An 18,846-nucleotide genomic window follows, 5' to 3' on the forward strand; every position below is an offset into this window, starting at 1 on the left:
ATGATCAATGGTTCCCGCTGGTTGGTCTTCGCCGCCCTGGTGCTGGTTGGCTATCTGATCATCGATAACGGCTGGCTCGACTTTATTGCCGACCAGAATGAAGTAGCAAGCTACCTCCACGGCCATGGTGTCGGCGGATTGGTGGTGATTACCCTCGCCGGCGCATTGTTTACCGGCCTAGGCGCTCCACGCCAGTTGCTCGCCTTCGTCCTGGGCTTTGCCCTGGGCGGGCTCAACGGGACGCTGCTGTCGACTCTGGCCGCCGCCATTGGGGCCACCGGCTGCTTCCTGACCGCCCGCTGGCTGCTGCGAACGCCGTTGAGCCGGCGGTTCAGCCATCGCATGCAGCAGTTCGATCGCCTGTTCCGGGAGCAGACGCTGCTGAAGGTTCTCATGGTGCGTTTGCTGCCGGTGGGCAGCAACCTGGTGACCAACCTTGTCGCAGGCTGCTCCGGGATCCGTTTCTCACCGTTCCTGTTCGGCAGCACCCTGGGCTACCTGCCCCAGATGCTGGTGTTTGCCCTGGCCGGTGAAGGTATCAGCAATGCCAATGCCTATCAGCTTGCCGTGAGCATCGGCTTTTTCATTCTTGCCTCGCTGATTGGTGCCTTTCTCTATCACAACCAGAGGGCCAGGACGCTGGCCGATTCCGTTTCCGACTCTCTCTGAGACCGAACCATGCCTGCATCACCCTTCGTCCGTCACCTTCCGGACACCGTGTTCAACCTGTCCCGCAATCAACTCCTGCTGTTACTGCTGGCCTTTGCCGCAGTCGTGATTTTTACCGGGATCGGCTTACGTTCCCCCTGGCCTGCCGACGAACCGCGGTTCGCGGAAGTGGCCCGCGAAATGGTCGCCTCCGGGCAGTGGCTTATCCCCATGCGGGGTGGTGAGTTCTACCCGGACAAGCCACCGGTGTTCATGTGGAGTATTGCCTTTTTTTACTGGCTGACCGGCAACCTGAAGATTGCATTCCTGCTGCCCAATGCGCTGTGCAGCTTGCTGACACTGGGACTGGTTTTTGATCTGGGTACCCGTCTGTGGAACCAGCGGACCGGTGCCATCGCCGTCATGTTGCTGATGCTTGCGCCCCAGTTCGTGATCCAGGCCCAGAAAGCCCAGATCGATGCCATGGTCGCCTGCTGGATTGCGGTTGCCTGCTACGGTCTGATACGACACTTTTTCACCGGGCCCGCCTGGGGCTGGTACTTTGTCGGCTGGGCGTTTATGGGGCTCGGAATCATCACCAAAGGGGTTGGTTTCCTGCCAGCGCTGATGCTCATTCCGATCGTGGTCATGAAGCTTCGCGATCGCGCACTGTTCCGTGGCACGCTCACCTGGCGCTGCACACTGGGTCCGCTGGCCATGCTGGCAGTGGTTGCCGCCTGGCTGATTCCCATGGTGCTTTACGTTAACAATCTCGGCACCGAAGAGGCACTCGCCTATCGGAACAATATCCTGTTCAAGCAGACCGGCGAGCGCTATGCCGACTCATGGGGCCATATCCAGCCCTGGTACTATTACCTCACCAGCGTGATCCCCTCGCTCTGGTTTCCGCTTCCACTGTTGCTACTGGCCTTGATCCGGCCCCTGTCTGAAACCGCCCGGTACCGCCCGATTATTCCGGTGCTTCTGGGCTGGATTGCCCTGGTCATCGTGTTTTTCAGCCTCAGTCCCGGCAAGCGCGGTGTTTACCTTTTGCCAGCATTGCCCATGCTGGCGCTGATTCTCGCCCCGCTGCTGAGCAGCCAGAAGCCGGCCGGCTGGTTTCCGCCGCTCCTGACAGGTTTGCAGCTCCTGCTCGGTATCGCGTTGATGGTGGTTGGCATCCTGGCCTGGAACGACCACCCCAGGCTGGTTGAAAAAGTGGCCGACTACAGCACCGATCCGGCCAAACTGCATGAGGCGGGGACATTTGTCTTCGTCATAGGGCTGGCCTGGCTGATCAGTCTGTTCGGGTTCTGGCGCTCCCGTGCGCTGGGGCGTCTGTTCCTGGCCATGATGATCACCTGGCTGCTGCTGGGCACCTGGGGCTATCGAATTCTTGAGCCGCTTCGAACCCCTCGCAACGTTCTGTCCGCCGCAGAGCAGCATATTCCGCCCGGGGGTCAGCTTGGCATGATTGATTTCCGGGAACAGTTCCTGCTGTTTTCAAAGCGCGATTTTACCCATTTCAGCTTCTTCACGGGTCGGGAACAGGAAAACCGGAATGCCTGGCTGTGGATGAACGAAACCGCCAACAGCTATCTCCTCGTCGCCGATCAGATTGAGTTATCCTGTTTCACCCAAGAAGGTGCTGTTCACTTGGGTACAGCCCACCGGGACAACTACCTTTTGTTGACTGATGAACAAATGAACCCCAGCTGCACACCACCAGACAAGGGCAGGTGGTTTACCACGCCTGAGCCCGGCAGTTGGCAAGATTAAGCTGGCAAGGCATTAAGAGAAGAATAAACGATGAAAGAGCGTGAAATTAGAGCCCGTCGGGAAGAAAACCGCGTTGATTCCGTGAAAATCGTACGATCCCCCTCTAATGCGCACGAATGGGTCATACTTTTTAAAGATATTGAAGGAAAAACCTTTTTCCTGATTTCCGACGACGATCATGTCTGCAGCTACGCAAACCTGGATGCGACCGTCGAGGCACTCGACGCCCTGGGATTTGCCCGTGCCGAAGTGCTGTTCTGACAGGCCCTACCTGGTTTTGGGCAGGGTCACCGAAACCTGCAGGCCCTGACCTCCCGGGCCTGCACCCAGCCGGACGTCGCCACCCATACCCCGAATCAGCGTGCGGGCGATAGCCAGGCCCAGGCCTGCGCCACCCGTTTCACGACTACGGGACTGTTCGAGCCGGTAGAAGGGCTCGAAAACCCGTTCGCGTTCCGCCTCGGGAATACCCGGACCCTGGTCAACAATCGTGACAACCGCTTCTGTGTCTGTGGTTGCCAGTGTTACTTCCGCCTGCTCGCCATAATTAACCGCGTTCTCAATCAGATTACGCAGGGCACGTTTGACGGCTTCGGGCTGCCCCTGGAGCACACATCTCGGACTGTCATCACAACGTACCGCCAGCCCCATTTCCTGGAGATCACCACAAAGGCTGTCCAGCAGGGTCGCCAGATCATAACGACGGTGCTGCTCGGTGGTGGTGCCCCGTATGAAATCGAGGGTGGCTTCGGCCAGGTGCTGCATCTCCCTGAGGGAATCGAGAAGACGATCCCTGTCCTCGCCTTCCGGCAGCATTTCCACCCGCAGCCGCATGGAGGTGATGGGTGTCCTGAGGTCATGAGCCAGGGCCGCCAGCAGCCTTGCCCGATCTTCCTGTGCCCGACCAACCTGGTCCTGCATCTGGTTGAAGGCGCGGGTAACCTCACGAACATCCTCCGGCCCCTTTTCAGGAACCCGGACTTTCTCTCCCCGCCCGAAAGCATGAGCTGCCAGACTCAACTCGTTCATTGGCTGCAGAATTCGACGGACCGCCAGCAACAAGGTCAGTGTGAGCAGCACAGCGGTAATCCCAACGCTGGTGAGCGTCGCCTTCAACCACAGCCAGGATGGCGCTGGTGGCCGGGCCCGGGCGTTGAACCATTGACCGGAAGACAAAGCCAGGGAGACACCCAGAACCGGAGGGCATTCGTGCCGGTCATCGTGATGGTCATCATCGTCACGGTGCTCTTCATCCTCGTGATGCTCATCATCCTCATCGTCGTGTCGCTCACGGTCCCGATGATCATCGCTATCTGGCAGGCAGTCGTCTTCGTCAGCCTCCATGGCCGTTCGAACCTGCTCTACGGACAGACCCAGTTCCTCGGCCAGCCGGAGCGTCATGCCGGAGGCCCGATCTTCGGTCAGATAGGGCGCAGAATCGATGGAAAGCCGCAGGGTCGGGCTGGAAAGTGCCCGCAGGATACGCTCCTGCCGTTCCGGGTCCGTGGTATCGGCCAGGGTGTAGCCATCAGCCACCCGCTGGAGAACGTGTTCCAGACTGGCACTGCGCAACGCACCCTGACGCTCGTCAGCCAGAATAACGATGGTGATAATCTGGGCCACCAGCAGCACCAGAATCAGCAACAGCGCCAGCTGCCCACCGGCGCGCCGTGGCCACAGTCTCATTGTTCAGCCCCTTCGACCGCAGCAATCCACTGGTAGCCACCGCCCCAGATCGTCTTTATCAGCCTGGGGCTGCGGGCATCAGGATCGATCTTGCGGCGCAGGCGGCTGACATGATTATCAATGCTTCGATCGAAGGCATCCGCCTCTCTGCCGAGGGTCAGGTCCATCAGCTGATCACGGGACAACACCCGGCCGGCGTGCTCCAGGAAGGCGAGCAGCAGCTTGTACTCGGCGGTACTCAACGACACCTCGACACCTTCCGGATCGATGAGTTGATGGCGGTCGACGTCCAGCGTCCAGCCCTCGAACGTCAGGGACTGACCGGCCATGGGGCTGCGTTGCGGAGGCAGCGCTGTGGTCCGGCGCAGAACTGCTTTTATGCGGGCTAACAACTCCCGGGGGTTAAAGGGTTTGGTGAGGTAGTCGTCGGCGCCCATTTCGAGGCCGACAATGCGATCGGTTTCCTCGCTCATGGCTGTCAGCAGAATAACGGGCAACTCGGTGTGTTCACGAAGGTAACGGCAGAGCGTGAGGCCATCATCGCCAGGCATCATGATGTCCAGAACAACCAGGTCGGCAGAGTGCTGTCGCAACTGGCGCTTCAAGGCATCGCCGCCATCCGCCAGCAGCACCCGCAGGCCATGCTCCTGCAAATAGCGCCCGACCAGATCGCGGATGTCTCGGTGGTCATCGACCACCAGGATTGTGGGAGAGTCGCTCACTCGTTACTCCGTTGAATTACCATCTGCCCTGATTATAGGGGAGTCGACTTCCCGCTTGGGCACGATCTTGTCAAAAACCGTCGCAATTCCGGGCCTTGCGACAAGTTGCGACAAACTTGGCGTGTCACCGAGACAATTCTGCGACGTTTCCTTGGTGGAATAACTCCCGACCGACAATGACATTCCGTCATGGGTTTTACCAACCAAGGAGTTCAACCATGAAAAAAACCACCACCATTGCAGCCCTCTCCGTCGCCGCTTTGCTCAGCGCCACGCCCCTGCTGGTATCAGCCGATGACGATTACTGGGACGACGATCGCTACGAGGATCGCTATGAGAATCGCCGTGACGGCAAGCACATGGACGCCAGCCTCAAGCAGTACAGCACCGATGAGATGCGCATCATGGCCTATGGCCAGGCACTCAGGCGCTTTGGCCCGGGCGTGAAGGTGTCCGTTGACGAAACCCCGGATGGCACCTACCGGGTACAGCTGCGGGATGCCGAGCAGAACCTGATCCGGGAGCAGGAATTCAACCAGTACGGTGCCCCGGTTCGCGGCGGCCGCCGGGACTGATTGCCAGCAGCCAGCGCGGGGGTCTGTTCAGGTCCCCCGCCACCATTTGATCAAGGAGAATCGCGATGACATTGATGGACGCTGACAACCGCTATGGTGCCGTTTCCCGGGCTGTGCACTGGATAATGGCAATTCTGCTGCTGGTAATGCTCGCCAGCGAGGTCTGGTTTGAAGGTCTGGAACACACCTTCTCGGATGCCTCCCTTATGGCATGGCACCAGAGCCTGGGCCTGAGCATTTTTGGCCTGGTGATCTTTCGTGGCTTCTGGCGAGGTCTGAACCGCTCGCGTCTGTCACCGCTCGCGCACTGGGCAACCATGGCAAAACTGGGGCACATCGCACTTTACGCCCTGATGATTCTGATGCCGCTTTCAGGGCTGGCGACATCTCTTGGCGAGGGCGATCCCGTTACCTTTTTCGGCTGGACAGTCTTTGGCTACGGCCCTGAAGTGGAGTGGCTGGAAGAGAGCGGCGAAGACGTCCACGAAATACTGGCCAACGTGTTGTGGGTAATGATTGGCGTACACGTGGCGGCTGCGCTGGCGCATCAGTACCTGCTTGGAGACCGGATCATGAAGCGCATGGCCTGACAGCCCGGAATACACACAACCCTCGGGCTCAAGCCACCGGCAGCGATTCGTCGCTGCCCCAGTCCGCCCAGGAACCATCGTAGAGAGACAGCTGGTCATACCCGGCCAGCTCGGCAGCCAGCAGAATGATGCAGGCGGTGATGCCGGAACCGCAGGAAAACACCAGTTGCTGCCCGTTTCCGGGTTGAAGGTTCGGAGCGAGCCGTTTGAACGTTGCCTCCAGCTCACTGGCCGGCTTGAACCGGTAACCATCCAGTACCTCGGTAAACGGAAGGTTGAGAGAGCTCGGGATATGGCCACCACGCACACCCGGACGAGGCTCCGGGGCCTGAGCCAGGAACCGCGCCTGGGACCTCGCATCAATCACCCAAACTTGCTCGTCGTCCAGATGCTGTAAAACGAAGGCGGAATCCCGGACCCGTTCGCCCTCCAGACGGCCCGCCATGCTGCCGACGGCAGTCGCGCCCTGAACCGGAGCCGAAACCGTTTCACGCCCCTCCGCTAACCACTGCGGCAGGCCACCATCCAGCACGAAAACCCGTTCAAGACCCATCGACCGCAGAATCCACCAGGCCCGGGGGGCTGAGTAGATTCCCTGGTTGTCGTAAAGCACCACCAGGCTGTCAGGCGTTATGCCCAGCCTGCGAATTTCCTGCGTGAACTGTTCCTCGGTGGGAAACGCATGGAGCTGGGAGGATTCGGTATCGCAGAGCGTTCCCTCCAGATCGATCTGGTAACTCCCCGGTATCCACACCGGCTGGTCGTAAACGATCGGCTCCTTACCAATAACCGTGGCCATACTCGAGTCGATCAGAACCAACCGTTCGTTATCGAGGTTTTCCTGCAGCCAGTCGGTGGTTACGAGTGGTGACGCCATGGTGTACTCCTGTCCATACCAGAAATAAACGGCCGACTGCGCAGCCCGCCGAATCGCCAGATCTTCCCGACGGCCCTCAGGAGGTAGCGGCGATCACCGAGATTTCCACCAGTAACTCCGGGGACGCCATCTGAGCCTGAACGCAGGCCCTGGCTGGCGCCGTACCTTCGGGCACCCAGTTGTCCCACACCTCGTTCAGGGCCTTGAAATCGGCCATGTCTGCCAGGTAAATGGTCGCCGAGAGGATCCTGTCGCGGCTGGAGCCGGCAGTCTCAAGCAGCTCGTCCACTTTCTCCAGCATCCCGGTCACCTGGGTATGAATATCGGCGTTACGGTCCTTGGCAACCTGACCGCAAAGGTAAGCGGTGCCGTTGTGTTTTACGATCTTGCTCATTCGGCTGTTGGTGGAAATACGTTCAATGGTCATTTTGATGGCCTTATTGGGTGAAAGTTAGGTGTTCCCAAGCATGTACGCACGAAGCTGCCGCTTCTCTGGCATAACATAGAGAACGAGAACCGGCTGCTCATCCTCACGATTAAAACATGCGATTCGGCTTTGCAGCTTTAACGCGGAGCTTTACGGCAATTTTGGAGCCGCGAGGCGGTGGAAAAATTGTCCGGCAACAGCGGCTGGTTATGCATTATTCGTAGTGGCTCCAGAGCCTGAGAACTTTCACCACTTGCTCGTCCTCAAGCACTTGGTAGACCAGACGATGCTGGATATTGATGCGGCGTGAATAGGCTCCCGCAAGATCACCAATGAGCTTCTCAAACGGAGGCGGCTTACGGTACGGATCTTCCGCTATCAGCGCTAAAAGTTCCTGGGCTTTTGGTTTGAGGCCGCTGGAGGCCAACTTTTTTGCATCTTTCTGGGCTTGCTTGGTGTAAACCAACTTCCATGTCACCAGTCCAGCTCCTCATCGCATTCATCCACGGGGGCATCCATCCCCTCACGAATAGACTCCCGCATACCAGGTACGGAGAGCAGGTAAAGTGTTTCCTGAATTGCTGACCAGTCTTCCTCGGAAACCAGGACAGCTTTATTCCGCTTACCCATAATGACGATTGGTTGGTGGGACTCGGCAGTCTCGTCAATCAACCGATAAAGGTTGCTGCGCGCCTCAGTTGCTGTGATTCCGGTCATGACGCACCTCTTGCGTGTTTAACTTTCAGTCAACTGTACGCCTTTCAGTACGTACGTCAAGACGAACGCATTGCATAACGCCAACACCACGCGCGGCTGCGAAATGGAGGCGAAGCCGCAATTGAGTAGCCGACGCCTTATTCTCCTCGGCCATTTTCCGATACGCGCGCTCACCCTTACGGCTCCCAGCCCCTTTAAACATTGACGCCAGGTCACTATCGAATCTTGCACCAATACCTTTATTACCAAATAACAGCTGTCTGAAAAATGCCAGTAAAATTAGGCATATTCCAACCGCAAATAAATTACTCAACATATCTCGAATCACAGATTTCAAACCTAACATTTGTATATGAGTCTCCGTGGCCGATTTTTCCAGTTGTCAAAGTCCTGAAATCCACCGAGGCAACAGAGGCATACAAAACTAAAAGGCGTTGCCATGGGTGCCGCCGAGTCTGCTGCGTGGTTAGCCCGGCACAAACACCGGAAAACCATCCAGTTCGGCAGATAGCAAACGCTGGCCAAACAGGCTCTCAAGGGCAGAGGTCACCAACATGTCGCGGGCCGGTCCCCAGCAGGCCTGGCCGTCAGGGTACAGTAGAAGGATCTGGTCGCACCATCGCGCAGCCAGGTTGAGATCGTGGAGGCACATGAACACGCCCCGTTCGCAGGCTGCCTGCTGGCGTAGCAGCTTCATAACGGCGGTCTGGTGCTGTAAATCCAGGTGATTGGTCGGCTCGTCCAGGAGCCAGATTTCCGGGCTTTGGGTCATCAGGGTGGCAATGGCTACCCGCTGGCGTTCGCCGCCGGATAGTGTGTTCACCAGGCGATCTTTCAGGTGGATGACGTCCAGGGTTTCGAGAGCCCGTTCCGCAATGGCGAGATCCTCGCCACTCTCCATCTGCCAGGGTGACAACCAGGGATGGCGGCCGATCAGGGCGGTTTCCAGCACGGTCGCCGGGAAACCATCCTGCCGGTCCTGAAATACCAGCCCCATCCGTTGCGAGACGGTTTTGCGGCGAATATCCACCAGTGGAGTTCCGTTGAGCAGCATTTGTCCGCTTCTGGGCTCCCGCAATCCCGCCAGGGTATGCAACAAGGTTGTTTTGCCTACGCCGTTGGGGCCCAGCACACCCCAGACCTGCCCCGGTTCGATGGCCAGATTCAGGGGAACGCCTGAGCTGCGGCCCGGAATGTCGATGATCAGCGCTTCGGTTGTCAGGCGTGTCATCATCGGCTCCTATACAGCAGGTACAGGAAGGTCGGGACGCCGATCAGCGCGGTGATAACCCCAACCGGCAACTGCTCCGGCGCAATCACCACCCGCGCCAGCGTGTCTGCAAGCACCAGAAGCGTGCCGCCAGCCAATGCGCAGGCCGGCAGAATCAGCCGCTGGTCGTTACCCAGCACCAACCGCAACATGTGCGGCACCACCAGGCCAACAAAGCCAACCGAACCGGCCATGGTGACGGCGGTTGCGGTCAGCAGGCTGGCCATCAGGTAGATCGACCATTCCAACGGCCGCACCGACACGCCCAGGGCCGCCGCCTGCAGGGAGCCCCGTGCCAGCACGTTCAGGGCCCGGCCCAGCGGAAACACCATCAGGCATACCAGCACAAGAATGATCATTCCCGGCCACGGAGTGGCCGCGTGGGAAAGATCGCCCATCAGCCAGTACAACATACCCGGCAACCGGCTGGCCGGGGTCATCGAAAGGATCAGGGTAATGATGGCGCCCCAGCCGGCGGCGACTACCACACCGGTGAGTAACAGCCGCGATGGGGTCCAACTGCCGCTGCCGTGGGCCAGACCAAACACCATCAGGGTGGCCAGCATGGCGCCGGCAAAGGCGGAGCCGGATACCAGAAAACCGGCAGCGCCGGCCAGCATGGCCAGTAACGCGCCCACTGCCGCGCCACCAGAGAGCCCCAACACATAAGGATCAGCCAGAGGGTTTCGCAACAGAACCTGCATCAAAGCCCCGGCCACGGCCAGCAAACCACCGGTCGCGAACGCGCTCAGGGTGCGGGGCAGCCGGAGCTCCAGAATCAGCGTTTGCTGCAGATCAGTGCCACTGCCGGTTATCACCCGCAGAGTGTCTTCAAAACCGATGGCCGTGCTGCCAATACTGACGGAGAGCAGAGCCGCCAGAAACCCTGCGATCAGGAGCATCAGGAGTGGTTTGTAAGGGCTAGAGATTGGCACGGGCCTGCTCCAGGGTCTGGCACAGGTGTCTGGCGCCGTCTGCCATGCGAAGCGTAGGGCGCGCCAGCAGGTCAGGCGGTTCGAGGAAGAGGTTGCCGGCGGCTATCGCGGCGAGGCCCGGAAACGCCTTCCAGGCTTCCAGCCACTGTCTGTCGTCAGACGATCCGGCGGTAATAATGGCTTCGGGGTTGGCCTCGAGAACCGCCTCCCGACTGATCCGGGGCACCAGCCGTGGCAGCTCGCCGAACACATTCACGCCGCCGCACAGGGTTATGGCCTTGCTAATCAGCTCTTCCCGGTTCACGGTCATCAACGGCTGGTCCCATATCTGGTAGAACACCTTAACCGGTCTGGCATCGGCATACTGAGCTTTCAGCGTGGCTATTTCTGCGCGAAACGCTTCGGCCCGTTCCTTGCCGAGATCCGGTGACCCCGTCAGCGACGCCAGATCCGACACCGCCATGGAAATGTCGTCAAACGTCCGCGGAGCAAGCCAGAAAACGGGAATGCCAAGGTCAGACAACCGTTCCAGTTGGCTACGGGAATTGCCATCCACCCAGGCCACCACCAGGTCCGGTGCCAGCGAAACAATGGCTTCCAGATCCAGGCGATTGCTGTCGCCCACTTGCGGCAAATCCGCAGCCTCTGCCGGATAGTCGCTCCAAGCGCTCACCGCCACTACCTTGGCACCGGCGCCTGCGGAGAACAGCAGCTCCGTAGCGCCAGGTGACAGGGAAACAACACGTTGAGCGGGATCAGCCAGGCATACCTTCTGGTTCAACGCATCGTGTGCACAGGGCCCCTGTGCCTGCGCCAACAAGGGCGCAAGCAGAAACAGCACAGACAATGCAGCGAGCCCGGGGTGCCTCATAGAGGGCGGAAGCCTCTCAGATCGGTGAATTTACTGCTGGAAATCATAGCGCACCGAGGCCATGAAGGTTCGGCCTGCGGCCAGATAGTCGAAAGGCGCGAAGGTGGCACTGTCATAGCCGATGCTGGTGGCATAGCGACGGTCCAATACGTTATCCACCTTGAACGAGGCCGACCAGCCAGGCTGAAAGTTCCAGGCAGCCCTCAAGTCCACGCTGCCATAGCCTGGCAGCAGGCTGGTATTCGCAGCGTCGTTATAGCGGTCACTCTCGGCGATAAAGCTGGCTCCCACAGACCACTGAGAAAACAGGCGATCAACATCCAAACGCACATTCTTTTCTGCGCGGCGCGGTAAACGTGCGCCGGTATCGCGGTTCTCGGTATCCGCGTAGGTTACCGCTGCCGACAGGTTCCAGTCAGCAGTCTCAATACCGGAAGAAACCTCAACGCCACGAATTCTGGCCGTCTCAACGTTTTCCATGGTGCCTTCAAACGTCACCGGGTCAGAGACGTAGGTAATCAGGTCTTTCACATCGTTCTGATAGAGCGCAATGTCCCAGAACCAGACGTCATATCGTCCCGAGAAGCCCGCCTCGACCATCTGCCCCTCTTCCGCATTGAGGTCGGGATTGCCAGTGTAGAAGGGTACTGTCAGATAGAGATCATTAAAGGTTGGCGCCCGGAATGACGTGGCATAGCTGAGACGGAAACGATGGGCGCGATCCAGCTGGTGACCGAAGGCCACGCCGCCAGTCTCCTCTTTGCCATATGCCTCGTTGTCATCAAGACGCAGACTGAACATCAGATCGGTAGCATCAAAGTTCAGACGACCCTGGCCAAAGACCGCACTGTTGGTCCTGCTGTCTTCCTTGAAATCGCTGGTGCCGTCCACTTCATCAATCATGACCTCCGTACCCAGAACCAGCTCATGAACACCGGCGGTCAGGGTGTTTTCCCAGCGAGCGGAACGAGACAATGTGTCGAAAGTACTGGGATTGGCTCCAAAGGTATCCTGTTCGTCGCGGGCTTCCGAGAACTGGATCCGTGTGCGCCAGTAGTCACTGGCAACAGCCTCCAGATGCAGACCCATGGCACGGATCAGGAAATCAGTATCACCGCCTTCAAACTCGGTGTTGCCTTCAGACTGGAACACCGTCAGCCCTGCGCCGCCGCCCTGGTCAAAACTGTGGCTCAGCTTCGCCAGGCCACCGGTGTTTTGAAAACCCTTGTCTTCACCGCCATCTCTCAGATTGGTGCCATCGGTGTCCGAATAGACGCCACTGGCCAGGAACGAGGAACGGCCCTCCCGGCCAGCTAATCCGGCAGTCACCTCATGGGTTTCATGGGAGCCACCCTTTAGTTCGCCCCAACCCTGGCGCCCGGCCTCAGGCTCCAGCGTGAACGCCTGGATGACACCACCCACCGCATCGGCACCGTAGAGGGAGCTCTTCGCGCCCCGAACCAGTTCAACCCGCTCCATCAATTCCGGAGGCAAAAACTGCCAGGGCGGGATGCCGGCAGAGGCAGAGCGCAGTCGGATACCATCGAGAAGCAGCACTGTACCTGAGCTTCCCGCGCCACGCAGGAATACGCTGGTGGTTTTGCCGTAACTGCCGTCCGACACCACGTTGATTCCCGGCTGCGCGCGCAGCAGGTCGCGGAATTCCGCGGGCTGTTGCCGATCGATATCCTCCTTCTCGATTACCGTAACCGAAGACAGACTCTCACCAACCGTCTTCGGCCCCAGTGTCGCGGTAACCACGATCGGATCCAGGGCGTCGTTCTCTGAGGCAGACTGGGCCGAAACGGCCAGAGGCAGGGCGGCCATGGCAACGCCGGCCAGTACAACAGGGCTTTGAATTCTGAACATGAAGCTTGCTCCGCACTCCGCGCGCACCCGCACGGGAATCTGGGTTTTGTTGCGGAACAGGGAATGGGGGCAGGCGGTAGACTGGTGTCAGGAAAGCGGAACCGGCATATCACCCACCCAGGTCGCCCACCGCAACATCGGGTGTTTTTCCAGGCCGGTCTCCGGGCTGGCAGGCGGAACCTGAGGTTCCCGGGCAATCACCTTCCCATGTCGTGGCGACACAGTGGCGCACAGATTGCCGTTGTCCTGCTTACCGTTGCGGGGGCAGCATCGGACTTGCGCTGGCGTAACCAGGCTCACCGATTTCCCGTTTCACCCGTCGCGCTTTGCGACGGACACCTGAAAAAAGTGTGGCAAGGCTAGCAACACCGGGGTAAGTGGTCAATGAAATCCATCAAAGGTCGACATGGCCGCAGGCCTCTGCCACTGCTATATTCCATGGCTAACAATCATTTTTATTCGCCAGAACAGGGAGTTTTATGCAGGCCGAGCTCATCGACATCCGCAATCACCTGGCACAATACCCGCCGTTTGACGAGATGGCCGAGGAGATGCTCGACCGAGTGGTTGGCGACATCGAGGTTGTGTATTTCAAGGCCGGAAGCCAGATCCTGGAGTTCGGCGACCCCAGTAGCTGGCTTTTTTATGTTCGCAGCGGCGCCGTCGAGATCTATCGACGATCGGGAGAACTGTATAACCGGATCAGCGAAGGTGAAGTTTTTGGCCAGTTCGGCCTGCTGATGAACAGGAAGGTGCGCTTCCCAGCCAAGGCCCTGGAAGACTCTTTACTCTACAAGATCCCTTACGAAACTTTTCAGTACCTCTGGGAAAACGACGATGGCTTTGCAGATTTCGTCGAGGTGGAAGACCGAAGCCGCCTGAGATCCGCGTTATCCAGACGGGAAAAATCCAACCAGCTGATGACGTCCAAGGTCACCCGGCTGATTTCCCGCGAGCCTGTTTCGGCGCCCTGTACCGTTCGTCTCCAGGAAGCCGCCCGGATAATGACCGAACAGGGCGTCTCTGCCCTGTTGTTGATGGACAAGGAAGGCGATAAGCCCTTGCTCAAGGGCATCATTACTGATCGGGATCTGCGCACCCGTGCTCTCAGCGAGGCCTTGGCATCGGAAACCCCCATCAGCGACATCATGTCGAAAAACCCGATTTCCATCCGCTCGAGTATGTTCATATTCGAGGCCATGCTCACAATGCTGCACAACAACGTTCATCATCTTCCGGTGATGGATCGGGATGAAGTTCGGGGCGTAATCGCACTGTCCGACATCGTGAAATACGAGAGCCAGAGCAGCCTGTACCTGGTCAGCAACATTTACCATCAGCATGATGTCAAAGGCCTGAAGAAAATCAGCGAGGATGTGCGCGACAGCTTCGTTCGTATGGTTAACGAGGATGCCAACTCCCATATGATCGGCAGTGCCATGGCCGGCATCGGGCGCAGCTTTACCCAGCGCCTGCTGGAATTGGGCGAAGAGAAACTGGGCCCGCCCCCCGTTCCCTACTGCTTTATGGCGCTTGGTTCCATGGCGCGCGACGAGCAGCTGGTGGTTACCGACCAGGACAACGCCATGATCCTGGACGACAGTTTTGTGCCGGAAGAGCACGATGAGTATTTTATGGCGCTGGCAAAATTTGTCAGCGATGGGCTCGCTGATTGCGGTTACACCTATTGCACCGGCGACATCATGGCCACCAACAAAAAATGGCGGCAGCCATTGCGGGTCTGGAAGGATTACTTCACCGACTGGATTGATAATCCGAAAGCTGAAGCCCTGTTAAACAGCAATATTTTCTTTGACTTGGACGGCATCTACGGGGAGACCGAATTTGCCGAACAGCTGAAGACACTGGTGGCCGACAAGGCCAGCAACAGCCAGCGGTTCCTGGCAATGCTGGCCCGCAATGCCCTGAACCGCACTCCCCCGATTGGCTTCTTCCGAACCTTCGTGTTGGAAGAAGATGGCAAGCACCAGAAGACCTTCAACCTGAAACGTCGGGGAACGGCGCCCCTGTCGGATCTGATTCGGGTTCACGCCCTGGCCTGCGGCTCCCGTGCACAGAACTCGTTTGAACGGCTGAAAGCCATTGGCAACACCAAGCTCCTGCTGGACGACGATCTGGGCAATCTCAGGGATGCTCTGGAGTTCATCTCCATCGTCCGTATTCGGCACCAGGCGCTGGCCATTGAGGCTGATCGGCAGCCGGACAACAATGTTCGGCCCGAGGATCTCTCGCCGTTTGAGCGCAGCCACCTCAAGGACGCATTTCAGGTGGTCAGCGGTGCCCAGAAGTTTTTGAAATTCCGGTACAACGCCGGGGTGGCCCGTAATGTCTAATGAAGAGACGGCCGAGAACCCTGTAACCAGCCTGCCGTGGCCCGAGCAGTTTGGAGCTCTGGCTGAGCAAAGCAAGTCCCCGATTCTGAGAGCCTTTTACGAGAGCGGGTGCGTGTCTCCGGACACGCCTTTGTCTGAGGTTCCCCTAGTCGCGCTGGATTTCGAGACCACCGGGCTTGATGCAACCCGGCATTCCATTGTCAGTATTGGTCTGGTGCCCTTCACCCTGGACGGCATCGCGCTGGGCAAAGCCCGACACTGGATCGTGCGCCCGAAACTCCCTCTGCACCAAACCTCCATTACTATCCACGGCATTACCCACAGCGACATCGACAAAGCACCGGATATGAAAGATATCCTGAAGGATTTGTTTGCCTGCCTGAACGGCCGGATTCCTGTCGTCCACTACCGCAATATTGAAAGGACGTTCTTCGACGTCGCCCTGCAATGGCGCCTGGGGGAGGGCATCCGATTTCCCGTCATCGACACGATGGCTATTGAAGCCCACCTTCATCCGGATCGAAACCCATCGCGATGGCAAAAACTGATGGGAAAAAAGCCCGTTTCCATTCGCCTGGCCGACAGTCGGCTGCGCTATGGACTTCCCCACTACGCGGCCCATAACGCTCTGATTGATGCCGTTGCCACTGCCGAACTTCTTCAGGCGCAGGTGTTACATCATTTCAGCCGAGAAACCCGAGTAGCGGATCTCTGGCTGTGATTCTGATGTCGGACTACGGTTTCACCTCCTCGATCCACTTGCCATAACCTGCCGCCTCCATGTCTTCAAGGGGGATAAAGTCCATCGCCGCGGAGTTCATGCAGTAGCGCAGGCCGGTCGGCGCGGGACCATCGTTGAATACATGGCCAAGATGGGAGTCCGCGCGGACACTGCGGATTTCCGTCCGGTTCATGAAGAAGGAGTTGTCCTCATGCTCCACTACGGCGTCTGACGTGATGGGCCGGGTGAAGCTGGGCCAGCCGGTGCCGGATTTGTACTTGTCTCGTGAGGAAAACAGCGGCTCGCCCGAGACGATATCGACGTAAAGGCCGGGCTTCTTGTTATCCCAGTACTTGTTGTTGTATGCCGGCTCAGTACCATCTTCCTGGGTCACCTCGTACTGCATGTTGGTCAGGCGCTGTTTGAGGACATCCTGATCCGGCTTTTCAAAGCTTCCGGGATTAAAGCCACTGCCCATCTGACCTGGCTCTGCGCTGGCGCTCTCATTGCCCACCAGGTCGTCACTGGCATCCACCGAGGCATTCTCCTGAAACCGGGTGTAATCGAGCTCGTAATCTTCACCAAACACCTTCTCGATAAACTGATAGCGGCCAGAGTTGAAGGTGTAGAAGTTGTAGCGCACCGGGTTCTTGTCGTAGTAATCCTGATGATATTCCTCGGCCGGGTAGAATTTCTCAAATGGCACGATTTCGATTACCACAGGTTTCTCGTAAACTCCGGAAGCCTCCAATTCTGCAACGGCCGCTTCGGCCAGGCGCTTCTGCTCAGCGTTATGGTAGAAAATAGCCGGTCGATACTGCTGGCCACGGTCCACAAACTGACCTTGATTATCGGTCGGATCCATCATCCGCCAGAGCGCCTGCAACAAGCCCTCGTATGTCATTTCGTTCGGGTCGTAATAGACCTGTACCGCTTCGGTATGGCCAGTCCGCCCCGAGGCAACCTGATTATAGGAAGGGCTCGTTTCTTTCCCACCAGAATAGCCCGAGACGACTTCCACCACGCCCGGCACCCGCTTCTCGTACCCGGCCTCGACACACCAGAAACAACCGCCAGCAAAGGTTGCCACGGCCAGACCGGGTTGATCCGGTGCGTATTTGCTCATCTGCGACTCCGACTTTTCGGCAACCGCGTAGGTGGTGAACAGACCAGCTGCAGAGACAAGCGCCACTGCGGAAAACAATCCCAAAATCTTGCGTTTCATCAGACTTCTCCTTCACGTGATTCCATACCTACAGCGTAGGGTCTCGGATTCACGAAAACGTTCACCAGGTATTACGAATTCATAACGCTGTGGATTTTTCGCCGCGCGGCGCGGCACTGTCACCGGCCAGGGGCAGCCAGATGCTGAAAACGGCGCCATCGGCATTGCGCACAGAGAGTTTCCCCTGCTGCAGCGTCACCATTCTCTGGGCAATCGCGAGCCCAAGACCGGCATGCCCCGTCCTGGAAGCACCTGCGGCCTGGTAAAAGGGTTCAAAGACGTGCTCCAGATCCTCATCATCGATGCCGGGACCAGCGTCCGCGACGGTAATTTCCGCACCCCCGGCCTGTTCAACAACACCCAGTGTGATCTCCGTATCTTTCGGCGAATGGCTGATGGCGTTGCTGATCAGGTTATCCAATACCCGCTCGGTCATGGCGATATCCGCCAGCACCTGGATCGGAGCCACGGAAACAATCGACAGGGTAACGCCGGCGCGCTCCGCCTCGGGCTGATGCTTTTGCACCACATCATGAAGGAGTTCGGCAACCACAAACGGTTCTGTCTTCGGCTGCTTCTCCCGGGCATCCAGTGCGGCAAGTTCAAACAGTTCCTCCACCAGGCGACCAAGCCGGTGGCTTTCGGTAAGGGCCACATCCAGGAAACGTGCCCGCTCATCGGCACCGAGCGTGTCCTGTTTCAGGCGCAAGGCTTCGATATAACCCTGGATGGATGCCAGTGGCGTTCTCAGGTCATGGGAGACCTGGGCAACCAGCTGCCGGCGCTGGGCATCCTTGTGTTTCAGAAGGTCCAGCTGGGCAACAATCCGCTGGGCCATCTGATCAAACCGGGCGGCCAGGTAATCAATGTCATCGCCTTTACCCGCCACCGCCGCGGCGCGCTCAGTCAACATGCCGCGCTCGAAGGATTCCACCCGCTCGGTAAGCCGCGACAGCCGACGCGTCAGCAGCCGGAAGAACACCAGCCCCGCCAGCAGCCCGACAAACAGACTCACTGCCAGCGCGCCCGCGCCCAACTGGAGGAGCCGGTTACTGTGCACCATGCCCTCGGCCAGGTCGTACTCCTCGCCGCGCAGAACCACGTAGAGGTAACCCGTTGGATCCGCAGCCGTTGGCACCGGCGTTACCGAGAAGACCTTCCGCCGATCATGACTGCGCGGATCATCGCCGGGAAGTGGATAAGCACCCGGGTTTGCGAGCAGGGTCTGGACTGGTTCGAGGGACACCCGGTTGCGCTTGATCTTGTTCGGATCGGCGGAGTAGGAAAGGATGTTGCCTTCGGTATCCAGAAGGTAGATTTCAATACTGGGATTGATCGTCATGTACAGCTCGAAGAGCTGCTTCAGGGCATCGCGGTTGAGTTCGCCATCCGTAACCAGATTGCGGTCGGAGACCAGATTGCGGGCGAGGTCGCGGTTCAGTTGCTGGTTGACCGCAGCCGAGTATTCCCTCACCGAAGCCAGACTCAGAAAGGTAAAGAGCCCACCCACCACGAGCAGCAGCAGGAACAGACCGATCGCCAGCCGGGCATAGAGAGTACGGAAGACAGACAGGGCCATC

19 protein-coding genes and 1 riboswitch are annotated in these 18,846 nt (G+C 58.5%); of the genes, 7 read left to right on the forward strand and 12 right to left on the reverse strand.

From position 1 onward, the window contains the following. The 3 genes from ACWJ62_RS07030 to ACWJ62_RS07040 are packed head-to-tail and all read left to right on the forward strand — an operon-like array spanning position 1 to position 2,688. On the forward strand, positions 1-669 hold the full coding sequence (locus tag ACWJ62_RS07030; protein WP_449285539.1) for a TVP38/TMEM64 family protein: 669 nt from the start codon (positions 1-3) through the stop codon (positions 667-669). Between the two features lie 9 nt (positions 670-678). Continuing rightward, positions 679-2,427 carry an ArnT family glycosyltransferase gene (locus tag ACWJ62_RS07035; RefSeq protein WP_449285540.1) on the forward strand — a complete coding sequence of 583 codons (1,749 nt, stop codon included), beginning with the start codon at positions 679-681 and terminating at the stop codon, positions 2,425-2,427. A gap of 30 nt (positions 2,428-2,457) precedes the next feature. Continuing rightward, positions 2,458-2,688: a hypothetical protein gene (locus tag ACWJ62_RS07040; protein ID WP_148609842.1), complete on the forward strand. Its 231-nt coding sequence runs from the start codon at positions 2,458-2,460 to the stop codon at positions 2,686-2,688. Positions 2,689-2,694: 6 nt separating this feature from the next. On the opposite strand, the gene ACWJ62_RS07045 is transcribed toward ACWJ62_RS07040, so the two are convergent. Together ACWJ62_RS07045 and ACWJ62_RS07050 are read right to left on the reverse strand one after the other, a co-directional pair. Continuing rightward, complete coding sequence (locus ACWJ62_RS07045; RefSeq protein WP_449285541.1) at positions 2,695-4,113, reverse strand: HAMP domain-containing sensor histidine kinase; 1,419 nt, start codon at positions 4,111-4,113, stop codon at positions 2,695-2,697. Next, positions 4,110-4,835, reverse strand: a complete 726-nt coding sequence (locus ACWJ62_RS07050; protein WP_449285542.1) for a response regulator — start codon at positions 4,833-4,835, stop codon at positions 4,110-4,112. Before ACWJ62_RS07050 ends, ACWJ62_RS07045 begins: the two co-directional genes overlap by 4 nt. 218 nt (positions 4,836-5,053) lie before the next feature. On the opposite strand from ACWJ62_RS07050, the gene ACWJ62_RS07055 reads away from it, so the two are divergent. Beyond that, positions 5,054-5,410 (forward strand): hypothetical protein, encoded by a 357-nt coding sequence (locus ACWJ62_RS07055; protein WP_449285543.1) that lies wholly within the window; start codon positions 5,054-5,056, stop codon positions 5,408-5,410. A gap of 65 nt (positions 5,411-5,475) precedes the next feature. After that, a complete protein-coding gene (locus ACWJ62_RS07060; RefSeq protein ID WP_449285544.1) occupies positions 5,476-6,000 on the forward strand; it encodes a cytochrome b in 525 nt (174 codons plus the stop codon). Positions 6,001-6,028: 28 nt separating this feature from the next. On the opposite strand, the gene ACWJ62_RS07065 is transcribed toward ACWJ62_RS07060, so the two are convergent. The 8 genes from ACWJ62_RS07065 to ACWJ62_RS07100 form a co-directional block, all read right to left on the reverse strand. Beyond that, complete coding sequence (locus ACWJ62_RS07065; RefSeq protein ID WP_449285545.1) at positions 6,029-6,877, reverse strand: sulfurtransferase; 849 nt, start codon at positions 6,875-6,877, stop codon at positions 6,029-6,031. 76 nt (positions 6,878-6,953) lie between these two features. Next, positions 6,954-7,304, reverse strand: a complete 351-nt coding sequence (locus ACWJ62_RS07070; RefSeq protein ID WP_008177087.1) for a RidA family protein — start codon at positions 7,302-7,304, stop codon at positions 6,954-6,956. Between the two features lie 214 nt (positions 7,305-7,518). After that, complete coding sequence (locus tag ACWJ62_RS07075) at positions 7,519-7,782, reverse strand: Txe/YoeB family addiction module toxin (RefSeq protein ID WP_068440496.1); 264 nt, start codon at positions 7,780-7,782, stop codon at positions 7,519-7,521. Then, complete coding sequence (locus ACWJ62_RS07080) at positions 7,779-8,021, reverse strand: type II toxin-antitoxin system Phd/YefM family antitoxin (protein WP_334119788.1); 243 nt, start codon at positions 8,019-8,021, stop codon at positions 7,779-7,781. The genes ACWJ62_RS07075 and ACWJ62_RS07080 overlap by 4 nt, the downstream gene beginning before the upstream one ends. A 466-nt stretch (positions 8,022-8,487) precedes the next feature. After that, positions 8,488-9,252, reverse strand: coding sequence for an ABC transporter ATP-binding protein (locus ACWJ62_RS07085; protein WP_449285546.1), 765 nt, complete (start codon positions 9,250-9,252; stop codon positions 8,488-8,490). Further along, complete coding sequence (locus tag ACWJ62_RS07090; protein ID WP_148609829.1) at positions 9,252-10,226, reverse strand: FecCD family ABC transporter permease; 975 nt, start codon at positions 10,224-10,226, stop codon at positions 9,252-9,254. The genes ACWJ62_RS07085 and ACWJ62_RS07090 overlap by 1 nt, the downstream gene beginning before the upstream one ends. Then, entirely contained in the window at positions 10,213-11,097 is an 885-nt protein-coding gene (locus tag ACWJ62_RS07095; protein WP_449285547.1) for a cobalamin-binding protein, read from the reverse strand. Before ACWJ62_RS07095 ends, ACWJ62_RS07090 begins: the two co-directional genes overlap by 14 nt. A gap of 30 nt (positions 11,098-11,127) precedes the next feature. Beyond that, positions 11,128-12,966, reverse strand: a complete 1,839-nt coding sequence (locus tag ACWJ62_RS07100; RefSeq protein WP_449285548.1) for a TonB-dependent receptor plug domain-containing protein — start codon at positions 12,964-12,966, stop codon at positions 11,128-11,130. 135 nt (positions 12,967-13,101) lie between these two features. Further along, positions 13,102-13,324, reverse strand: a riboswitch (cobalamin riboswitch). A gap of 121 nt (positions 13,325-13,445) precedes the next feature. Between ACWJ62_RS07100 and ACWJ62_RS07105 the strand changes: the two genes are divergently transcribed. Then, complete coding sequence (locus ACWJ62_RS07105; protein WP_449285549.1) at positions 13,446-15,320, forward strand: putative nucleotidyltransferase substrate binding domain-containing protein; 1,875 nt, start codon at positions 13,446-13,448, stop codon at positions 15,318-15,320. Then, positions 15,313-16,041, forward strand: coding sequence for a 3'-5' exonuclease (locus ACWJ62_RS07110; protein ID WP_449285550.1), 729 nt, complete (start codon positions 15,313-15,315; stop codon positions 16,039-16,041). Before ACWJ62_RS07105 ends, ACWJ62_RS07110 begins: the two co-directional genes overlap by 8 nt. A gap of 13 nt (positions 16,042-16,054) precedes the next feature. Here the strand turns inward: ACWJ62_RS07110 and msrB are convergent, their stop codons facing one another. Together msrB and ACWJ62_RS07120 are read right to left on the reverse strand one after the other, a co-directional pair. After that, complete coding sequence (gene msrB, locus ACWJ62_RS07115) at positions 16,055-17,266, reverse strand: peptide-methionine (R)-S-oxide reductase MsrB (protein WP_449285551.1); 1,212 nt, start codon at positions 17,264-17,266, stop codon at positions 16,055-16,057. A 79-nt stretch (positions 17,267-17,345) separates the two neighbouring features. After that, the gene (locus tag ACWJ62_RS07120; protein WP_449285552.1) at positions 17,346-18,845 is read right to left on the reverse strand and encodes a sensor histidine kinase; all 1,500 of its coding nucleotides are present in this window, start codon (positions 18,843-18,845) and stop codon (positions 17,346-17,348) included. Position 18,846: the final 1 nt, after the last annotated feature.

This window comes from Marinobacter sp. PE14 (assembly GCF_053566155.1).